The organism is Pseudomonas sp. RIT-PI-S (genome assembly GCF_025642975.1).
In the GTDB taxonomy this organism is placed as follows: Bacteria; Pseudomonadota; Gammaproteobacteria; order Pseudomonadales; family Pseudomonadaceae; genus Aquipseudomonas.
Window position 1 is genome coordinate 260589 of the sequence record NZ_JANZKJ010000003.1, and the last position, 18905, is coordinate 279493.

Sequence of the window (18905 nt, forward strand, 5' to 3'; positions counted from 1 at the left end):
AGGTGCACGCAAAGGCCTGGGGTTGACGCCAATGGATCCAATGGCTGTTACAAAACGCCAAGCCCAGCTAACCTCTGGCATCGCTCCTCAACAGGGTCAGGTATGAAACGTCGCAGCCCAGGAAATGAGTTAGTAGCCGCCATCGAGCAGGCTGCCCAGGCCAAGGGTTATAGGCTCGACACTTATCAAGCCGCTGCCACCGAGCGCCTGGGCGAACTCGCCCAAGGGCTGCTCAGCCCTTCGCTGTTGATGCAGCTGGGGTACGGCACGCCCCGGAGCCTGTACCTGTGGGGGCCGGTCGGCCGCGGCAAGAGCTTTCTGCTGGACACCTTCTTTGCGGCCATTCCCCTACAGCAAAAGCGTCGGGTGCATTTCCACGCGTTCTTCCGGGAGCTGCACCAGCGGATGTTCGATCACGCCGCTACCCACGACGCCATGGGTGCTGCGCTCGATAGCCTGCTAGGCAATTGTCGGCTGCTCTGTTTCGACGAATTCCACCTGCATGACATCGGCGACGCCATGTTGATCAGTCGCTTGTTCAAGGCGTTGTTCAAGCGCCACTGCGTACTGGTCGTGACCTCTAACTATCCGCCACAAGGGCTGCTCCCCAACCCGCTTTACCATGAGCGCTTCCTGCCCACGATCGAGTTGATCGAGCAACACATGGATATCCAGTCCATTGCCGGCGACGTGGATTACCGCACGTCCACGAATGCCTCGGCGGACGCCTTCAACCAAGGTGCTTTCATCTGCCCAGGAAACGCTGAACAGAGGCGAAGCCTAGGCCTTCCCCCCGGGGCGGTGGCAACGGAAGCAATCACCGTCAACCACCGCGCACTAACCGGCCTGGTGCTAGACGAAACCACTGTGTACTTCACGTTTGCGCAGCTGTGTGAAGCGGCTTCAGCGACGATGGACTACCTGGCCCTGGTTGATCGTTACGACTGCTGGATCCTGGATGCCGTACCTCGGCTGTCCTCCGCCAGCCCTGCCGGGCAGCAGCGGTTCTTGAACCTGATCGACGTGCTCTACGACCGGCGATGCACCCTTTTTCTGATAAGCGAAGTCGAGTTCTCACAAATGATGGACGCCTGCGAAGCGGGTGACCTGGCTCGGACCCGTAGCCGTGTCAGCCAGCTTCGCTGGACCCTCCCCACCCTGCAAAAAGCAACGCACTAAGCCAAGCGGTATTGCGACCAAAGGCATATACGCTGGATCCAACTCGTTTGTATAATCCCGTCGCGATGGGTTGGGATCCAAAAAGGCCCAGCGATACAACAAGAAAGGATTCGCGTGATGAGTGATGTGCTGACCATTGGTTGGGCGCCCTATGCCCTGATTTTCGCCACACTGCTGTGCGCTTATGTAATCTTCGGCATCGCGGGCTTTGGTACCGCGCTCGTTGCCAGCCCCATCCTGGCTGTATTTATCCCCGTGGCTAAAATCGTCCCGCTGCTGGCCCTGATGGACCTGTTCGCCGCTGTGGTGAACGTCAGCCGCGATGGCCGTAACGCTGACTGGCGCGAACTACGCCGCCTGGTGCCGATGATGATCCTGGGCAGCCTGGTAGGCGCAGCGATTCTTCTGACAACGCGCCCCGAATTTCTCCTGCCGGCGTTAGGCATCTTCGTGACAGGCTACGCGCTTTATTCCCTAAGTGGGCTCAAACCCCAGCGTGCCTTCAGTTCCACGGCGGCCTACCCCTTTGGCTCGGTCGGCGGTGTGTTCAGCGCCCTGTTCGGCAGTGGCGGGTTCATCTATGCGATCTACCTCAGCGGCCGGCTTCCCAGCAAGGAAGCCATGCGCATTACCCAAACCACCCTCATCGGCCTGAGTACCTTGACCCGCGTGGTGCTGTTTGCACTGGCAGGCGTGTACCTGGACTCCAGCCTGCTATGGCTGGCCCTCTTCCTCGCCCCGGGCATGTTGATCGGCGTTACCGTCGGCCGGCGAATCACCTTGACCATGTCTCGAGAGCAATTTCTCAAAGTGATCAATGTGGTTGTGCTCGTTTCTGGCGTTGCCCTGATTGTTCGGTATTACCTCTGATGCATCGGCCGCGCCAGACGTAGCCGCTTCGTACTGTAGTTTTCCCAGCAAAAACAAGGACGATCTGATGGAAACTGGCACGCATAACGAGATGATGACAGGGCCGCAATTTCTCGACAGTTTGGATGACGGGCGCGAAATCTATATCTACGGGGAGCGAGTTAAAAACGTTGGCGAGCATCCGGCGTTCCGCAACAGCGCCTATTCGCTCTCCCGCCTCTACGACGCGCTGCATGCGCCCGAAACCCAGACGGTGATGACGGACATCGACCCGGATGGCTATCGCACGCACCGCTACTTCATGCCTTCGCGCTCCTCCGAAGACCTGCTGCGGGCGCGCGATGCCATCGCCCATTGGTCGAGGCTCTCTTATGGCTTCATGGGCCGTACGCCTGACTACAAGGCCGGGTTCACTGCAACGCTGCGCTCAGATCCTCACCTGTATGCGCCGTTCCACGACAACGCCCTGGCGTGGTATCAAAAAAGCGCGCGCAAGGTGCTGTTCCTCAATCACGTACTGGTGAACCCGCCAATAGGTCGCGCCCGCAGCGTGGCCGAGATGCGCGACATCTACCTTCACGTGGAGAAAGAAACCGACGCAGGCATCATCGTGCGCGGCGTGAAGATGGTTGCAACCAGCGCAGCGTTGTCCAACGCCACCTTCGTGGCGCAAAACAGTGCCACGCAATACCAGGCTGGGTCCGAAGAGGACTTCGCGTTGTGCTTTATCCTGCCAATGAACGCGCCGAACCTTAAGGTCATGTGCCGGCGGTCCTATGAAGCCTCGGCCTTGAGCCCATTCGACAACCCGCTGTCGAGCCGCTTCGACGAGAACGACTCGGTGCTGATCTTCGACGGTGTGCTGGTGCCGTGGGAAAACGTACTGATCTACAGAGACATCGAGCGCGCCCGTAGCTTCTATGCCGCCTCCGGGTTCTTGAACCGTTATCCCTTGCAGTCCGGCACGCGCTTGGCAGTCAAGATGGACTTCATCTGCGGCTTGCTGGCCAAGGTTCTGGCGTCCAATGGCTCTTCGGAGTTTCGCGGAATCCGGGCCCGCCTGGCGGATATAGTCGCATTGCGCAACATGCTATGGGCCTTGACCGAAAACCTGTGCCAGGCCCCGGAAGTCAGGAAGGACGGTTCGGTCGTTCCACGGCTCGAAGCCGCGGCGACCGTGCGGTATTTCGGAACGCAAATGATGAGCCAGCTCAAGCCGGTGTTTAACACCATCCTGGGGGGCGCGCCAATCATGCAGGTCGCCAGTTGGCTGGACATGGCCAACCCGCAAACCCGCCCCTTGATCGACGACTATTACCAGGGCACCCACCAAACCGCATCGGAGCGCATGAAGCTGATCAAGTTGCTGTGGGACGCACTCGGCAGTGAGTTCGCCGGCCGCCACGAACTCTACGAAAACAACTACGCAGGCAACAACGAACAGGTTCGCCTGGACATGCTGCGCCACTGCGAAACGGCAGGCGTGATGGACCAGTGCACCTCGCTGGTCGACCAGTGCCTGGGCGATTACGACGAAGCAGGCTGGAAAGCACCCGGCTGGCAGTTCGACCCTCGACAAGCCGAAATCCGCTGACATTGAACTTTGAAAACGATGCCTGCGCGCATCGCTGGTTTTCCTTTGCCTGAAAACAGGAGATACCGATGTTCTACACCGGTGAATGGAATCGTGACGAGCTCGACTACAAGGCGCTTGCGGGGCAATGGCATGTGCTGTGCCTGAGTTCGGATGTGAGCACGCAACAACCCACGGCTGCCCGCCTGCTCGGCGAAGACTTAGTGCTGTGGCGAGACGAAACGGGCAAGGTGCAGGCTTGGAAAGACTACTGCGGGCACCGCGGCGCGCGGCTCTCCCTGGGCTGCGTCAAGCAGGGGGAGATCGAGTGCCCTTATCACGGCTGGCGCTACAACGCCCAAGGGCAATGCACCCGAGTGCCTGCGCACCCTGAGCGAAGCGGGCCGTCCTCGCAGCGCTTGATCTACCGGCATTACGCGCAAGAGCGCTATGGCTATGTGTGGGTTAGCCTCGAAGCACCGCAACGGCCGCTGCCCGAGCTGCCTCAGTGGGAAGATGCCAGCTATCGCAAGGTCTACGCCGGGCCCTATCACTACAAGGCCAACGCGCTACGGTCTTTGGAAAACTTCATTGACGCTTCGCACTTCCCCTTCGTGCACGCGCACCTCAATGGGCTGCCAGATGCCCCCGAACCACTGAAGAAATACAGCGTGCACGAAGACGAACACGGCCTGCATTCCTCGGAAATCGCCGTGTTCCAGCCTTATGGTGATCACCGAGGCATCCCCGTTAACGCCCGCTACACCTATTCGGTGCTTAACCCGACAACGGCCTACTTCATGAAGAAGACCGGCGACACTGAGCGTTTTTGCACCTTCTTCAACGCCACGCCCATAGACGAAGCGCAGTGCATCATCTGGCTGATCGTGGCCATCAACTTCGGGCCGGAGCTGACCCTCGAACAAATCCTGGCACGCCAGAACACAGTGTTCGAACAAGACCGGCGCATCGTTGAGTCCCAACGCCCCGCGCGCTTGCCGCTCGACCCTCACGCGGAAATGCATGTCGTCAGCGACCGCATGGGGCTCGAATATCGCCGTTGGATTCGAGCCTTGGGCGAGGCGGCCCTTGCCAAGAAGCAGGAGCACACCATCGCCTCGGTTTCCATTTGACAAAGGACTGTCCCATGACCCTGAACCCCCTACAAATGCTGGCGGATCGCGAATCCAGCGCTCGCACCTACGCCAGAAACATTCCCAAAGTATTGAGCCACGGCAATGGCGCCGAAGTGATCGATAGCGACGGCCGACACTATTTAGATTGCCTAGCCTGCGCTGGCGCACTGCCCCTGGGCCACAACCACACTTTCATTCGTGACCGGGTCATCGCCTTTTTGGAGTCCGGGCAGTTGCAACAAGCCCTGGATATCGCAACGCCCGCCAAGGTGCGGTTCGTAGAGGCGCTGTACCAAGCGCTACCGGCAGCCTTCGCTGCCCGGGCCAAGTTTCAGTTATGCGGCCCAACCGGCGCGGACGCCGCCGAGGCGGCGCTCAAACTCTTCAAGACCGCCACGGGGCGCCGTCCCGTCGTTGTGTTTCAGGGCGCCTATCACGGCATGACCCACGCCACGTTGGGCATGATGGGTAACCTGGCGCCCAAGCAAGCGATCAGCGGCCTGCCTGGAGAAGTGCACTTCTTGCCCTACCCGTATGCGTTCCGCAGCCCTTTCGGTGCGGGTACGAGTGCCGAGGAGACCGACCGGCTGAGTCTCGCTTGCCTGGAAAACCTGCTCAGTGATCCCGAAAGCGGAGTTGGCAAGCCTGCCATGGTGCTGCTCGAGGCCATCCAGGGCGAAGGCGGCTGCATCCCCGCGAGCGCCCATTGGCTACGCCGAGTGCGGGAAATCACCACGCGCCACCAGGTACCGTTGGTGATCGATGAGATTCAGAGTGGCATTGGCCGCAGCGGCGATATGTTCGCCTTCGAGCATGCCGGCATCACGCCAGACGCTATCTTGTTATCGAAAGCCATCGGCGGTGGCTACCCCCTCTCCGTCCTGCTTTATCAGGACCAGTACGACCTGTGGAAGCCCGGCGCGCATGCGGGCACCTTCCGGGGCAATCAGATTGCGCTGGTCAGTGGCGCGGCGACCCTTGAGTTCATCGGCGAAGAAGATCTGCTCGCCCATGTGCGCGCAGTGGGGAACCAATTGCGTGAGGGATTGCTACGGCTCCAGCAAACCCACGCCTGTATCGGCGACGTTCGCGGCCGCGGCCTGATGCTGGGAATGGAGCTGGTAGACCCGGATGGCAAACTAGATGCCCAGGGCCACCGGCTCGCAGCGGGCGAGCTTGCCAGCAGGGTAAAACGGGCGTGTCTCGAAGAAGGGCTGCTGATCGAAACAGGCGGCCGTCATGGCGCCGTACTGCGATTCTTGCCACCCCTGGTTGTGACTCATGCGCAGGTCGAGCAAATACTCCAACGCCTGGGCCGTGCCCTCGAGCGGCAGCATCTGTTGGCCCTCCCATTGGCTGAAGCCCTGGAGGCGCAGGCATGAGCGCCCTTACTCCCATGGTCGACGTGTTGGGCATTGGCTTTGGCCCAGCCAACCTGGCGGTGGCAATCGCCCTCGAAGAACTGGCGCCGCACTTGAGCGTTGCGTTCCTGGAAAAGCGCTTGGGGCCCTTCTGGCAACCCAACATGCTGCTGCCCGGTTCGGACATCCAGAACCACCCATTGCGCGACCTCGTTACGCCGCGCAACCCGCGTAGCCGCTACAGCTTCACCAACTTTCTGTTCGAGCAGGGCCGGCTTTACGAGCATTTGAACCTACCGCTGCATTACCCGTTACGCGCGGAGTACGCCCAATACGTAAGCTGGGTGGCGGGCCTGTTTTCCGACCGTGTGAGCTATGGCTGTGAAGCAAAAGCGGTGGAACTGGTCCAGCCCAGCGAAGGCATGGAGAGCCACTACAAAGTAACGTGTGCCGATGGCCGAGTTCGCTTGGCCCGCGCACTGATTCTCGCGCCAGGCCGCACGCCTCATATTCCGGCGCCCTTCGACGGCTTGGCCGACCCACGCGTGCGGCACCTCAACGACTACCTGCCGGCATTGGCTGAAAGCGTGGCGGCAACGGCGGGCCAGTGCCGAGTCGCAGTGATTGGCGGTAGCCAGAGCGCCGTTGAAATTGTGCTCCATGCCAGCGAGCAATCTGGCGTGCGCGACGTGGTGGGATTCACCCGCAACTTTGGCTATCGGCAGAAAGACACCAGCCCGTTCTCCGATGAGGTTTATTTCCCCGCGTTCGTCGATACCTTTTACCGCGCAAGCCCCGAGCACAAGGCACGCCTGCGTCGGGAGCTGGTACACACCAATTACTCGGCCGCCGACATCGACGTGCTCAACCAGCTGTACGTACGGCGTTACGAGCAGTCGTTACTGGGTGAAAGCCGGCTACAGCTGCGCACCTGCGAGGAAATCCAAGCCTGTCGGCCATCACCCTCTGGGGTAGAGATAGAAAGCCGTCACTACCTCGAAGGCAGCCACCATCGGCAAAGCTTCGACCTGGTCATTCTGGCCACCGGCTTTCTCGACCTGGGCCAAGGGGATCGGCAAGAGCCCTTCCCGCCCTTGCTGGCACCACTGGTGGGCGAACAGCATCGCGGCGAGCTCGCCATCGGGCGCGATTACCAAATAGACCTGGCCAACGGGGTACCGGTCTATCTCAACGGCTTGTGTGAGTCTTCCCACGGGATGGGGGACGCTGGGTCGTTCAGCCTCCTGGCACTGCGCTCGAAGGCCATCGTCGAATCGCTCGCCGCGCAGCTCGCCGCCTCGGAGCACCGACATGATGCATAGGCGCGGCTTGCGTGAACTCCTCGCGGCGCCGTCCTACTGGCAGGCTCGCATAGCGTGCCGGCGGGTGTATGCCGCGCCACTGCCACTTGAAAGCGACGTCGTGATCATTGGTGCTGGGCTCAGCGGCCTGGCTGCCGCGCAGAGGGCATTGGAAGCAGGTTTATCGGTCACCGTATTAGAGGCCGGTGAAGTAGGCGGCGGCGCCAGTGGCCGCAACTCGGGGTTCGTGGTGCCAGTGCCGGCCCGGCATACACCCGACTCGCTGCGTCACTTGCTGGGGGGCGCCGCACCGGCACTGATCGCGGCGTTGCAGCAAACCGTGAACCATGTTTTTGCGATGGCGCGGCCGGAAAGCACGGTGCGCGGTTGGGTGCAGCCTTTGGCACAGCCGCCAACCCGAGACATCAGCGCCTTGATCCAGGGGTGGCAACGCCTCGGCGTAGAGGCCGAGCAGCTCGAAAGCGATTCCCTGGAGCACGCGATTGGCACGGCCCGGTATACCAGTGGCGTACATTTTCCAGGCGGCGGCGCGATCGACCCTCTGGCGTTGGTTCAACAGCTGGCAAATGTGATTTACCACCAGGGCGGCTCGATCATCGAGCACTGCCGGGTGACCCAGCTTAAACCCAGCGACCGCGGTATTACCGTCGATACGCCCGCGGGCCAGCTCCGTGCGGGCAGGGTCCTCATTGCGGGCAATGCCTATGGCATAGGCGCTAGCCGCTCGACTCGGCGCGCGGTGGGGCCGATCCCGTTGGCGCTGGCCACCTTCACAGCCCATGGCACAACTGGGTTTTTACCCTTTTCCGATAACAACAAAGATATGTGGTTTGCCCGCCGGCTCGATACCCACACCGTATTGACCGGCTGTTTTGCCTTGCCCTTGCAACGCTCGGCCCGCGCATGCACTGAGTTGTTACAGGCCCGGATAGAGCACTTGTATGGCTACAGGCCCGAGGCGGCAAACCGGCAGTGGGCGGGCTGGGTCGGCCTCACGGCCAATGGCATGCCCAGCGTTCATTACGAGGATGAGCGGATCATTAGCTGGAGCGGCTGCAACGGCCGTGGCATTGCGCTCTCGGTGATGATGGGTCAAGCCTTGATCGACCGCCTATGCGGGCTAACGGGGCGGCATGTGCCGCTTTCCAGCGGCGCACGTTGGCAACAGGGAAGCGTACTGGCGTGGCTGGCTCAGATGGTCATTGCCCGGGACCGTCACAAACAACAGCGAACGTTGGCCACTTCTTGAAGACGTTAATTGCATGAGGATCCGCCATGAGCGCCTGCCCCTTTCATTATTCGCAGTACCGCTCCAGCGCCCCGGAGCTGATCGATCGCTTTATCGATGCATTTCCCCTGGCCACGCTTACGTCCCAGGTAGAGGGCCGGTTCTTCTCCAGCCATATACCTCTGTTACGCGACGCAGACGGTTCGTTGTTCGGTCACGTGGACGGCAACAACCCCCAGTTTCGAGGAATATCGGTGTTGGATTGCCAGATCATCTTCATGGGGCCATCTGCTTATATCCCGCCAAAAGGGTACGTTAGTGCCCAGTTGCCGACCTGGAATTATCTGGCCGTGCACATGCAGGCGCAGGTTCGGGTATCTGCTGAGGCCAGCCGCAACCTTGAGATTTTGCGGCGAACTGCCCAGCGCCTGGCAACGGATGAAGCAGACTATCAAGTCGATTCTGCAGACCCCAGAGTGGTCGCCAACCTCTCTCATATCCTCGGCTTAAGCGTCCATCCACAAACCACAGAGGGGCGGTTCAAGCTCTCACAGGACAAAACAGCCCAAGACGCGCTATCCGCGCTGGAATGGTTGCAGTCTCAGCGCCTGGAAAAACACCACGCCTTGATGGCCGACCTGCTATCCGCAGCTTTCACCCCCCTATCCCACTGAGGCCTGCCATGCCCATTGTCCGAATAGAAGACCCGGTACGCCGCGATGCCGCGACGCGCCACGCCGTGACCGAGACGGTTTACCGCTGCTTAAGAGAGGTGTTCAAGGTCAGCGATGAGGAGTTACAAGCACGCTATCACACATATGATCCGCAGGATTTTCGTGCCCCAGGAGACCGCGACGAATTTATACAAGTGGAAATCACAGTCTTCAAAGGCCGAAAACTCGAAACCAAGCGCCAACTTTATCAAGCCATCAGCCAAGCGCTGTCGGAGCAGCTTCGCATCTCGGCAACGTCTGTGCTGATCCTGCTCAAGGAGCATGACGCCGAAAACTGGGGCATGCGCGGTGGCCAGCCGGCGTGCGAGATCGACTTCGGTTATGCGATCGATATCTGAAAGAAGCAGAACGGGGCATCCCATTCGCAGGCTGGGCAGCCACTGGCTTTAAATAAAACGGCGCCCGAAGGCGCCGTTGATGCATCGGAAGCGAAACTTACTTGCGCTTCATCGACAAGAAGAACTCGTCGTTGGTCTTGGTCTGCTTGAGTTTGTCCACCAGGAATTCGATGGCGGCGATTTCGTCCATCGGGTGCAGCAACTTGCGCAGAATCCACATCCGCTGCAGCTCATCGTCGGCCGTCAGCAACTCTTCGCGGCGGGTGCCGGAGCGGTTGATGTTGATGGCTGGGAATACACGCTTCTCAGCGATGCGACGGTCCAGGGGCAGCTCCATGTTGCCAGTGCCCTTGAATTCTTCGTAGATGACTTCGTCCATCTTCGAACCGGTTTCCACCAGTGCGGTAGCGATGATGGTCAGCGAACCACCTTCCTCGATGTTCCGAGCGGCACCGAAGAAGCGCTTGGGCTTTTCCAGCGCATGGGCGTCCACACCACCGGTGAGTACCTTGCCGGAGCTCGGGATCACGGTGTTGTAGGCACGGGCCAGCCGGGTGATGGAGTCGAGCAGGATGACCACGTCCTTCTTGTGCTCGACCAGGCGTTTGGCCTTCTCGATGACCATTTCAGCCACTTGCACGTGACGGGTTGGCGGCTCGTCGAAGGTAGAGGCGACCACTTCGCCGCGCACGGTACGCTGCATTTCGGTCACTTCTTCCGGACGCTCGTCGATCAACAGAACGATCAGGTGGCACTCGGGGTTGTTACGGGTGATGTTCGCGGCGATGTTCTGCAGCATGATGGTCTTGCCCGCTTTCGGCGGGGCGACGATCAGGCCACGCTGGCCTTTGCCGATCGGGGCGCACAGGTCGATGACACGACCGGTGAGGTCTTCGGTGGAACCGTTGCCGGCTTCCATCTTCAGGCGCTTGTTCGGGAACAGCGGCGTCAGGTTTTCGAAGAGAATCTTGTTCTTCGCGTTTTCCGGCCGGTCGTAGTTGATGGTGTCGACCTTGAGCAGGGCGAAGTAACGCTCGCCTTCCTTCGGTGGGCGAATCTTGCCCACGATGGTGTCGCCGGTGCGCAGGTTGAACCGGCGGATCTGGCTCGGGGAGACGTAGATGTCATCCGGGCCGGCCAGATAGGAAGCATCGGCGGAGCGCAGGAAGCCGAAACCGTCCTGGAGGATCTCCAGCACGCCGTCCCCAGAGATTTCCTCGCCGCTTTTCGCGTGCTTCTTCAGCAGGGAGAAAATCACATCCTGCTTGCGCGAGCGGGCCATGTTTTCGATGCCCATCTGTTCGGCCATTTCGAGCAGGTCGGTGATCGGCTTTTGCTTGAGTTCAGTCAGGTTCATAGAGGGAATGACGTGTTCTGTATGGAGGGAATAAGCATTTGGGCTTAGAGAGGCCGCGCCGGGAGGAGGCGATAGGATCGCGCACAAATTCGAATTGGAATGCGTCGGCGACGACTTGCAGGGGGCACCGGAGAGGCCAGTGCGAGGCCGAATTTAACACCTGAGCACAGGGCCGTCTAGTCGGTAAAAATAAAAAACCCCGCTAAATGCGGGGCTTTGAAACGCGACTTTGACAATCAGATATTGGCGTCAAGGAAAGCTTGCAGCTGGGACTTCGACAGTGCGCCTACCTTGGTAGCCTCGACATTGCCATTCTTGAACAGCATCAGCGTAGGAATGCCACGCACGTTGTGCTTGGCGGGGGTTTCCTGGTTTTCGTCGATATTGAGCTTGGCGATGGTGAGTTTGCCGTCGTAGGTATTGGCAATTTCATCCAGCACTGGAGCGATCATCTTGCAGGGGCCGCACCATTCGGCCCAGTAATCCACCAGCACCGGGCCTTGCGCCTTAAGCACATCAGCTTCGAAGCTCGCGTCAGTCACATGTTTGATCTTTTCGCTGCTCATGAACATCTCCCGGTCGAAACTTGAAAAATTGCGCCCATCATAACGTTCCGCGTTTATAACCGGAAGCGTAGGGCCATTGAGTCTAGCTATGGCGCTGTACCATTTTTCATATGACCAAGCGACAGACGAAAAATGCACTGAAGCTCATAGACAGTGCATTACCAGGCCCCGGAACAGGGCGCGAGCGAGGTATACGCAACCGCTACAAAGCCCTTATCGGCCCAATATGCCGCAACCTCGGGTGCCTGAGGGCGGATGGCATGGCCCGTGCACAGCGTTGCAACCTTGGCCTACATTGGAGCGCCTCATGCTGAAACGTTGTGTTGCCCTACTGACCGCTACGCTAATGGCTGCTTCGCTCATACAACCCGCCAATGCCGATGCGCTCAGCGACATCACCCAACGTGGCACCCTGCGTGTCGCCGTGCCGCAGGATTTTCCGCCTTTCGGCTCCGTGGGCCCTGACCTCAAGCCGCGCGGGTTGGATATCGACACGGCGCAGCTGTTGGCCCAGCGCCTGAACCTCAAGCTGGAGCTGACGCCAGTCAACAGCACCAACCGCATCCCATTCCTGACCACCGGCAAGGTAGACCTGGTGATCTCGAGCCTGGGCAAGAACCCCGAGCGCGAACAGGTGATCGACTTCTCTAGCGCTTATGCCCCCTTTTACCTGGCCGTGTTCGGCCCGCCTGAAACAGTGATCGCCGGCCCCCAAGACCTTAATGGAAAGACGATCAGCGTCACCCGCGGAGCGATCGAAGATATCGAACTGAGCAAGGTTGCGCCTGAAGGGGTAACGATCAAGCGCTTCGAGGACAACAACTCGACCATTGCCGCCTACCTCGCCGGGCAGACCGACTTGATCGCCAGCGGCAACGTGGTGATGACCGCCATCTCCGAGCACAATCCCAAGCGTCTGCCGACGCTGAAGTTCAAGCTCAAAGATTCCCCTGTCTATGTGGGCTTGAACAAGAACGAGCCTGCGCTGCTGGCCAAGGTCAACGAGATCATCGCGGCGGCAAAGGCAGATGGCAGCCTCGGCAAGAACGCCATGACGTGGTTGAAGCAGCCGCTGCCGACAGACCTTTGAGGCTTGCCGCAACGCCCGATCAAGGATGCAGCAATGGCCTACCACTTCGACTTCACCCCGGTGCTCCAGGCGGCGCCCCTGCTGCTGCGAGGCGCCTGCTTTACCTTGGCGCTCACTGCCACAGGAGCCCTGCTGGGGCTCGCTCTTGGCATAGTGGGTGGCGTAGCCCGGGCCTGGGCATTGCGCCCGCTGGCAGGAATATTCACGGTTTATGTGGAGCTGGTCCGCAATACCCCATTTCTTGTGCAGCTGTTTTTCATTTTCTTCGGCCTGCCTTCGCTCGGTGTCCAACTCAGCGAATGGCAAGCCGCGGTATTGGCGATGGTGATCAATCTCGGGGCCTATAGCACTGAGATCATCCGTGCCGGCATTCAAGCTATCCCCAATGGCCAGCTGGAAGCGGCCGCGGCTCTCGCCATGAGCCGCGCCGAAGCATTCTGCCACGTGGTGCTGCGGCCAGCGCTCGCCAAGGTATGGCCGGCATTAAGCAGCCAGATCATTATTGTGATGCTGGGCTCGGCGGTGTGCTCGCAGATCGCCACAGAGGAACTGAGCTTCGCTGCCAACTTTATCCAGTCCCGCAATTTCCGGGCATTCGAAACCTACCTGCTGACCACGCTGCTTTATCTGCTGATGGCCATAGCGGTACGTTGGGCGCTGACCTGGATCGGCCGCCGTTTGTTTCGAGGGGCGCGCTGATGGACTTCACCCTCTGGGATATCGTCCGTAACCTACTCAGTGGGTTGCAGTGGAGCCTGCTGCTGTCACTGCTGGCTTTCCTCGGCGGCGGTGCGCTGGGCTGGCTGGTGCTCCTGGCGCGGGTATCCACGCGCAGCCTGCCCCAAGGGCTGGCGAAGGTGTTTATCGAACTGTTCCAAGGCACGCCGCTGCTGATGCAGCTGTTTCTGGTGTTCTTTGGGGTAGCGCTGCTGGGCGCGGACATTTCCCCGTGGCTGGCCGCGGCCATCGCACTCACGTTATTTACCGCAGCCTATCTTGCGGAGATCTGGCGCGGCTGCGTGGAGGCAATCCCCGAAGGCCAGTGGGAAGCGTCCGCAAGCCTTGCCCTCACCCGCTATGAACAGCTGCGCCATGTGATTCTGCCGCAGGCGTTGCGCATCGCCGTGGCCCCAACGGTGGGGTTTTCGGTGCAAGTCGTCAAAGGCACCGCGGTGACTTCGATCATCGGCTTCACCGAGCTGACCAAGACCGGCAGCATGCTGGCCAACGCGACCTTCGAACCGTTTCTGGTCTATGGCCTGGTCGCCCTTGGCTACTTCTGCCTGTGCTACCCCCTCTCGTTGTTCGCCCGTTATCTAGAAAGGAGGCTGCATGCCGCTGCTTAGAGTGACCGCCCTGCACAAGTACTACGGCGACCATCACGTGCTCAAAGGCATCGACCTGAGCGTGGAAGAGGGCCAGGTGGTGGCGATCATCGGCCGCAGTGGCTCGGGCAAGAGCACACTGCTGCGCACGCTCAATGGCCTGGAAACGATCAACGACGGCGTGATCGAGGTAGACGGCCAGTACTTGGATGCTGCCCGCGCGGATCTGCGGGCGCTGCGGCAGACGGTGGGCATGGTTTTCCAACAGTTCAACCTCTTCCCTCACCTGAGCGTGGGGGAGAATGTGATGCTGGCGCCGCAGGTTGTGCGCAAGGTGCCTGTCGATGAAGCGAAAGCCCTGGCCCGGCGCATGCTGGAACGTGTTGGCCTGGCCGAGAAATTCGACGCCTTTCCCGAACGGCTGTCGGGGGGCCAACAGCAGCGGGTGGCGATTGCCAGAGCCTTGGCGATGTCGCCCAAGGTCCTGTTGTGCGATGAAATCACCTCCGCGCTGGACCCCGAATTGGTCAATGAGGTGCTCAGCGTGGTACGCCAGCTAGCCCGGGAGGGTATGACGCTGATCATGGTGACCCACGAGATGCGCTTCGCCCGGGAGGTAGGCGATAAGCTGGTGTTCATGCATCAGGGGCGGGTACACGAAAGCGGCGATCCGCGGCAGCTGTTCGCCTCCCCCGGCACGCCAGAGCTGGCCAACTTCCTGGGTATGGCCGAGGCCTGACGACTAGGCGTGCGGCGCCGGTAACGTTGGCGAAGCGCCCGGATCGTGGCAGGATGTTCAGGTTATCGACCGAGAACCTCGAAAATGCCGCCACTCAAGCCGACGAATCTGTCCCTTATCGCTGCAATCGACCTGGGGTCCAACAGCTTCCATATGGTCGTGGCCAAGACCAACCAGGGTGAGATACGCATCCTCGAACGTCTCGGCGAGAAAGTGCAGCTGGCTGCCGGCATCGACGAGCAGCGACAACTGAACGAAGAGTCCATGCAGCGCGGGCTCGATTGCCTCAAGCGCTTTGCCCAGTTGATCAATGGCCTGCCGCTGGGCGCGGTGCGCATCGTGGGCACCAACGCCCTGCGCGAGGCGCGCAACCGCGCTGAATTCATCCGCCGCGCTGAAGCGTTGCTCGGCCATCCGGTGGAAGTGATTTCCGGCCGTGAAGAAGCCCGCTTGATCTACCTCGGGGTCTCCCACACCCTAGCGGACACTCCCGGCAAGCGACTGGTCACGGACATTGGCGGCGGCAGCACCGAGTTCATCATCGGCCACCGCTTCGAACCATTGATGCGCGAAAGCCTGCAAATGGGCTGCGTGAGCTTTACCCAACGTTATTTCCGCGACGGCAAGATTACCCCGGCCCGCTATGCCCAGGCTTATACCGCGGCACGGCTGGAGATCATGAGCATCGAGAACGCCCTGCGCCGGCTTGGTTGGGACGAGGCTATCGGGTCTTCGGGCACCATCCGCGCCATTGGCGCCGCGCTCAAGGCCGGCGGCCAAGGCTCTGGCGAGGTCAATGCCGAAGGCTTGGCCTGGCTCAAGCGCAAACTGTTCAAACTCGGCGATACTGACAAGATCGACTTCGAAGGCATCAAACCGGACCGCCGCGCGATCTTCCCGGCGGGGCTGGCGATCCTCGAAGCGATTTTCGATGCCCTCGAACTACAGCGCATGGACCACTGCGAAGGCGCTCTGCGTGAAGGGGTGCTTTACGATCTGATGGGCCGCCATGGCCACGAAGATGTGCGCGAACGCACCCTCAGCTCGCTGATGGAGCGCTACCACGTGGACCTGGACCAAGCCGCGCGGGTCGAGGAGAAAGCCCTGAGCGCGTTCGACAAGGTAGCCGCGTCCTGGGACCTGGACGACGGCGTGTGGCGTGACCTGCTGAGCTGGGCGGCGAAGGTGCATGAAGTGGGGCTGGACATCGCCCACTATCACTACCACAAGCATGGCGCCTACCTCATCGAACACTCGGACCTCGCCGGCTTCTCCCGGGAAGATCAGCACATGCTCGCGCTTCTGGTGCGCGGCCATCGTCGCAATATTCCCCGGGAGCGCTTCGCCGAGTTCGGTGAAAACGGCGGCAAGTTGATCCGCCTGTGCGTGCTGTTGCGCTTTGCGATCCTGTTCCACCACATCCGTGGCATCCAGGAGATGCCCCAGGTTCAGCTGCATGCCAATGGTGACGCGCTGGACGTAGTTTTCCCGGATGGCTGGCTGGAAAACAACCCGCTGACCCAGGCCGACTTCGCGCTCGAGGCGGAGTGGCTGACCCGGGTCGGCTTTACCCTTACCGTACGGTAAGGGGCTGGTTGCTGAGCCGGTCGAGCAAGATAGCCTGCGCGTTGCGTGGGTTCTGATTGCCGGTCGGGCTCAAGCGCACGTAAGTGCCATCCGGTTGCAGTATCCATGCATGGGTATTGTCGGTCAGGTACGCCTCTACCTCTTTCTTCACCCGCGTGATCAGCTTCTTGCCTTCGACCGGGAAGCAGGTTTCTACTCGCCGGTCGAGATTGCGCTCCATCCAGTCGGCACTGGAAAGGAACAGCTGCTCTTCGCCGCCGTTTAGGAAGTAGAAGATCCGCGTGTGCTCCAGGAAGCGGCCGATGATCGAGCGCACATGGATGTTGTGCGACACCCCAGGCACACCAGGGCGCAGGCAGCACATGCCGCGGACGATCAGGTCGATGCGGACCCCCGCCTGGCTCGCCTTGTAGAGTGCACGAATGATCTTGGGGTCGGTCAGGGCGTTGAACTTGGCCACGATATGCGCGGGCTTGCCGTCCACCGCGAACTGGGTTTCCCGGGCGATCATGTCCAGCATGCCCTTCTTCAGCGTGAAAGGTGCATGGAGCAGTTTCTTCATGCGCAGGGTTTTACCCATGCCGATTAACTGAGTGAACAGCTTGCCCACGTCCTCGCACAACGCGTCGTCTGAAGTCAGCAGGCTGTAGTCGGTATATAGCCGAGCGTTGCTGGCGTGGTAGTTCCCAGTACCCAAGTGCGCATAGCGGACGATCTCGCCGCCCTCCCGCCGCAAAATCAGCATCATCTTGGCGTGAGTCTTGAACCCGACAACGCCATAGATCACCACCGCGCCGGCGGCCTGTAGGCGGCTGGCCATCTGCAGGTTGGACTCTTCATCGAAGCGAGCGCGCAGCTCGATCACCGCGGTCACTTCCTTGCCGTTGCGCGCCGCATCGACCAACGCATCGACGATCTCCGAGTTGCTGCCGCTGCGGTACAAAGTTTGCCGGATGGCGAGCACGTGCGGGTCCTTCGCGGCCTGGCGCAGCAGGTCGATCACCGGGGTGAACGACTCGAAGGGGTGCAGCAGTAGGATGTCCTGCTTGCTGATCACGCTGAAGATGTTATCGGCGTTCTGCAGCAGCTTGGGAATCGCCGGCGTGAACGGCATGTGCTGCAGTTCCGGGTGGCTATCCAGCCCGGTGATGCTGAACAGGCGCGTGAGGTTAACCGGGCCATTGACCTGGTACAGCTCCGACTCGGCCAGGTTGAACTGCTTGAGCAGGTAGTCCGACAGGTGTTTGGGGCAGGTGTCAGCGACTTCCAGGCGCACCGCGTCGCCATAACGGCGCGAGAACAGCTCGCCGCGCAGGGCGCGGGCAAGGTCTTCGACGTCTTCGGAATCCAGCGAAAGGTCGGCGTTGCGGGTCAGGCGGAATTGATAGCAACCCTTGACCTTCATGCCTTGGAACAGGTCGTCGGCATGGGCGTGGATCATCGAGGACAGGAACACGAAATTATCACCGGCCCCGCCCACGTCCTCGGGAACCTTGATCACCCTAGGCAACAGGCGCGGTGCTGGAATGATCGCCAAGCCCGAGTCGCGACCGAAGGCATCGACGCCCTCGAGTTCGACGATGAAGTTCAGGCTCTTGTTGACCAGCAGGGGGAACGGGTGGGTCGGGTCCAGGCCGATGGGCGTGACAATCGGTGCTATTTCATCGCGGAAATACCGCCGCACCCAGGCCTTGAGCTTGGGTGTCCAGTGCCGCCGCCGAATGAACCGCACCTGGTGCTTTTCCAGCTCCGGTAACAGGATGTCATTGAGAATGGCGTACTGCCGATCGACCTGCACATGCACCAGCTCACTGATCCGCGCCAGGGCCTGATGCGGCTGCAGCCCATCGGCGCCAGCTTGTTCGCGGGCAAAGGTGATCTGTTTCTTGAGCCCGGCCACGCGGATCTCGAAGAACTCATCCAGGTTGCTGGAGAAGATCAGCAGGAACTTCAGCCGCTCCAACAAGGGATAGCTTTCATCCAGCGCTTGTTCGAGCACGCGGATATTGAATTGCAGCTGCGACAGCTCGCGGTGGCTGTACAGCACGGCGTCGTCGAGGCCGGGAATGGCCACGGCAGGCACCGGCGGGGCGTCCGGCGGCGTTTCGGCTACCACTTCGTGGATGGGTTCCAGCACGGGTTGAGCCTCTTCTACGACGATATCGGGGAGCGCTTCATTATTCATCTGAACATCCTGAAGGGCCAGAGGCCCTGGGTGCAATGGGCGGCACGCACGGCAAGGTCGGTCAGCCACAGTGACGCCGGCCCGGGAGGCGAGGTCACGCCACTCAAGGTCGAGCCGTTCGGGTCACCGGGACAGAAACGCCGTCGAAGACGGGCCCGGCTGTTATAAGGTCAACATGTGACAGCCGCGTGACAGCTACAGCGGGTTCAAGCCAGCAGGAGGTAGCATCAATGTTCACGTTGAGACACATATCGACACTTTCATGAATTTCTCTTAAGGGTTAGGCTGCGCGTTCATTTCGCCAGCATCTTGAAA

At 60.5% G+C, this 18905-nt stretch carries 17 protein-coding genes; 14 read left to right on the forward strand and 3 right to left on the reverse strand.

Going from position 1 to position 18905, the window contains the following annotated elements; all coding sequences use genetic code 11:
- The first annotated feature begins 102 nt into the window (after positions 1 to 102).
- From zapE to OGL93_RS07270, 9 genes are all read left to right on the forward strand, one after another.
- Positions 103 to 1179: a cell division protein ZapE gene (zapE, locus tag OGL93_RS07230; protein ID WP_263261812.1), complete on the forward strand. Its 1077-nt coding sequence runs from the start codon at positions 103 to 105 to the stop codon at positions 1177 to 1179.
- 117 nt (positions 1180 to 1296) lie between these two features.
- Positions 1297 to 2049, forward strand: a complete 753-nt coding sequence (locus tag OGL93_RS07235) for a sulfite exporter TauE/SafE family protein (RefSeq protein WP_263261813.1) — start codon at positions 1297 to 1299, stop codon at positions 2047 to 2049.
- 67 nt (positions 2050 to 2116) lie between these two features.
- Complete coding sequence (locus tag OGL93_RS07240) at positions 2117 to 3643, forward strand: 4-hydroxyphenylacetate 3-hydroxylase N-terminal domain-containing protein (RefSeq protein ID WP_263261815.1); 1527 nt, start codon at positions 2117 to 2119, stop codon at positions 3641 to 3643.
- A 68-nt stretch (positions 3644 to 3711) separates the two neighbouring features.
- The gene (locus OGL93_RS07245) at positions 3712 to 4755 is read left to right on the forward strand and encodes an aromatic ring-hydroxylating dioxygenase subunit alpha (RefSeq protein WP_263261816.1); all 1044 of its coding nucleotides are present in this window, start codon (positions 3712 to 3714) and stop codon (positions 4753 to 4755) included.
- Between the two features lie 14 nt (positions 4756 to 4769).
- Positions 4770 to 6140: a diaminobutyrate--2-oxoglutarate transaminase family protein gene (locus OGL93_RS07250; RefSeq protein ID WP_263261817.1), complete on the forward strand. Its 1371-nt coding sequence runs from the start codon at positions 4770 to 4772 to the stop codon at positions 6138 to 6140.
- The gene (locus OGL93_RS07255; protein ID WP_263261818.1) at positions 6137 to 7441 is read left to right on the forward strand and encodes a SidA/IucD/PvdA family monooxygenase; all 1305 of its coding nucleotides are present in this window, start codon (positions 6137 to 6139) and stop codon (positions 7439 to 7441) included. The genes OGL93_RS07250 and OGL93_RS07255 overlap by 4 nt, the downstream gene beginning before the upstream one ends.
- On the forward strand, positions 7431 to 8690 hold the full coding sequence (locus OGL93_RS07260; protein ID WP_263261820.1) for an FAD-dependent oxidoreductase: 1260 nt from the start codon (positions 7431 to 7433) through the stop codon (positions 8688 to 8690). Before OGL93_RS07255 ends, OGL93_RS07260 begins: the two co-directional genes overlap by 11 nt.
- 26 nt (positions 8691 to 8716) lie before the next feature.
- On the forward strand, positions 8717 to 9343 hold the full coding sequence (locus OGL93_RS07265) for an FMN-binding negative transcriptional regulator (RefSeq protein ID WP_263261821.1): 627 nt from the start codon (positions 8717 to 8719) through the stop codon (positions 9341 to 9343).
- Positions 9344 to 9351: 8 nt separating this feature from the next.
- Positions 9352 to 9741: a tautomerase family protein gene (locus tag OGL93_RS07270; RefSeq protein ID WP_263261822.1), complete on the forward strand. Its 390-nt coding sequence runs from the start codon at positions 9352 to 9354 to the stop codon at positions 9739 to 9741.
- A gap of 97 nt (positions 9742 to 9838) precedes the next feature.
- On the opposite strand, the gene rho is transcribed toward OGL93_RS07270, so the two are convergent.
- On the reverse strand, positions 9839 to 11098 hold the full coding sequence (rho, locus tag OGL93_RS07275) for a transcription termination factor Rho (RefSeq protein WP_263261823.1): 1260 nt from the start codon (positions 11096 to 11098) through the stop codon (positions 9839 to 9841).
- 236 nt (positions 11099 to 11334) lie between these two features.
- Positions 11335 to 11664, reverse strand: coding sequence for a thioredoxin TrxA (trxA, locus tag OGL93_RS07280; protein ID WP_263261824.1), 330 nt, complete (start codon positions 11662 to 11664; stop codon positions 11335 to 11337).
- A gap of 307 nt (positions 11665 to 11971) precedes the next feature.
- On the opposite strand from trxA, the gene OGL93_RS07285 reads away from it, so the two are divergent.
- The 5 genes from OGL93_RS07285 (at position 11972) to ppx (ending at position 16405) form a co-directional block, all read left to right on the forward strand.
- Positions 11972 to 12754 (forward strand): transporter substrate-binding domain-containing protein, encoded by a 783-nt coding sequence (locus OGL93_RS07285; RefSeq protein WP_263261825.1) that lies wholly within the window; start codon positions 11972 to 11974, stop codon positions 12752 to 12754.
- A 33-nt stretch (positions 12755 to 12787) separates the two neighbouring features.
- Positions 12788 to 13453, forward strand: a complete 666-nt coding sequence (locus OGL93_RS07290) for an amino acid ABC transporter permease (protein WP_263261826.1) — start codon at positions 12788 to 12790, stop codon at positions 13451 to 13453.
- Positions 13450 to 14100, forward strand: coding sequence for an amino acid ABC transporter permease (locus tag OGL93_RS07295; RefSeq protein WP_263261954.1), 651 nt, complete (start codon positions 13450 to 13452; stop codon positions 14098 to 14100). Before OGL93_RS07290 ends, OGL93_RS07295 begins: the two co-directional genes overlap by 4 nt.
- Positions 14087 to 14818 (forward strand): amino acid ABC transporter ATP-binding protein, encoded by a 732-nt coding sequence (locus OGL93_RS07300; RefSeq protein WP_263261827.1) that lies wholly within the window; start codon positions 14087 to 14089, stop codon positions 14816 to 14818. The genes OGL93_RS07295 and OGL93_RS07300 overlap by 14 nt, the downstream gene beginning before the upstream one ends.
- Positions 14819 to 14902: 84 nt before the next feature.
- Entirely contained in the window at positions 14903 to 16405 is a 1503-nt protein-coding gene (ppx, locus tag OGL93_RS07305) for an exopolyphosphatase (protein WP_263261829.1), read from the forward strand.
- Here ppx and ppk1 read toward each other — a convergent pair.
- On the reverse strand, positions 16392 to 18590 hold the full coding sequence (ppk1, locus tag OGL93_RS07310) for a polyphosphate kinase 1 (protein ID WP_263261830.1): 2199 nt from the start codon (positions 18588 to 18590) through the stop codon (positions 16392 to 16394). The genes ppx and ppk1 overlap by 14 nt on opposite strands.
- Positions 18591 to 18905 lie beyond the last annotated feature (315 nt).

Coding starts and splice junctions, on each gene's coding strand:
- zapE (WP_263261812.1), top strand. CDS start 103: ATGAAACGTCGCAGCCCAGGAAATGAGTTAGTAGCCGCCATCGAGCAG.
- OGL93_RS07235 (WP_263261813.1), top strand. CDS start 1,297: ATGAGTGATGTGCTGACCATTGGTTGGGCGCCCTATGCCCTGATTTTC.
- OGL93_RS07240 (WP_263261815.1), top strand. CDS start 2,117: ATGGAAACTGGCACGCATAACGAGATGATGACAGGGCCGCAATTTCTC.
- OGL93_RS07245 (WP_263261816.1), top strand. CDS start 3,712: ATGTTCTACACCGGTGAATGGAATCGTGACGAGCTCGACTACAAGGCG.
- OGL93_RS07250 (WP_263261817.1), top strand. CDS start 4,770: ATGACCCTGAACCCCCTACAAATGCTGGCGGATCGCGAATCCAGCGCT.
- OGL93_RS07255 (WP_263261818.1), top strand. CDS start 6,137: ATGAGCGCCCTTACTCCCATGGTCGACGTGTTGGGCATTGGCTTTGGC.
- OGL93_RS07260 (WP_263261820.1), top strand. CDS start 7,431: ATGATGCATAGGCGCGGCTTGCGTGAACTCCTCGCGGCGCCGTCCTAC.
- OGL93_RS07265 (WP_263261821.1), top strand. CDS start 8,717: ATGAGCGCCTGCCCCTTTCATTATTCGCAGTACCGCTCCAGCGCCCCG.
- OGL93_RS07270 (WP_263261822.1), top strand. CDS start 9,352: ATGCCCATTGTCCGAATAGAAGACCCGGTACGCCGCGATGCCGCGACG.
- rho (WP_263261823.1), bottom strand. CDS start 11,098: ATGAACCTGACTGAACTCAAGCAAAAGCCGATCACCGACCTGCTCGAA.
- trxA (WP_263261824.1), bottom strand. CDS start 11,664: ATGAGCAGCGAAAAGATCAAACATGTGACTGACGCGAGCTTCGAAGCT.
- OGL93_RS07285 (WP_263261825.1), top strand. CDS start 11,972: ATGCTGAAACGTTGTGTTGCCCTACTGACCGCTACGCTAATGGCTGCT.
- OGL93_RS07290 (WP_263261826.1), top strand. CDS start 12,788: ATGGCCTACCACTTCGACTTCACCCCGGTGCTCCAGGCGGCGCCCCTG.
- OGL93_RS07300 (WP_263261827.1), top strand. CDS start 14,087: ATGCCGCTGCTTAGAGTGACCGCCCTGCACAAGTACTACGGCGACCAT.
- ppx (WP_263261829.1), top strand. CDS start 14,903: ATGCCGCCACTCAAGCCGACGAATCTGTCCCTTATCGCTGCAATCGAC.
- ppk1 (WP_263261830.1), bottom strand. CDS start 18,590: ATGAATAATGAAGCGCTCCCCGATATCGTCGTAGAAGAGGCTCAACCC.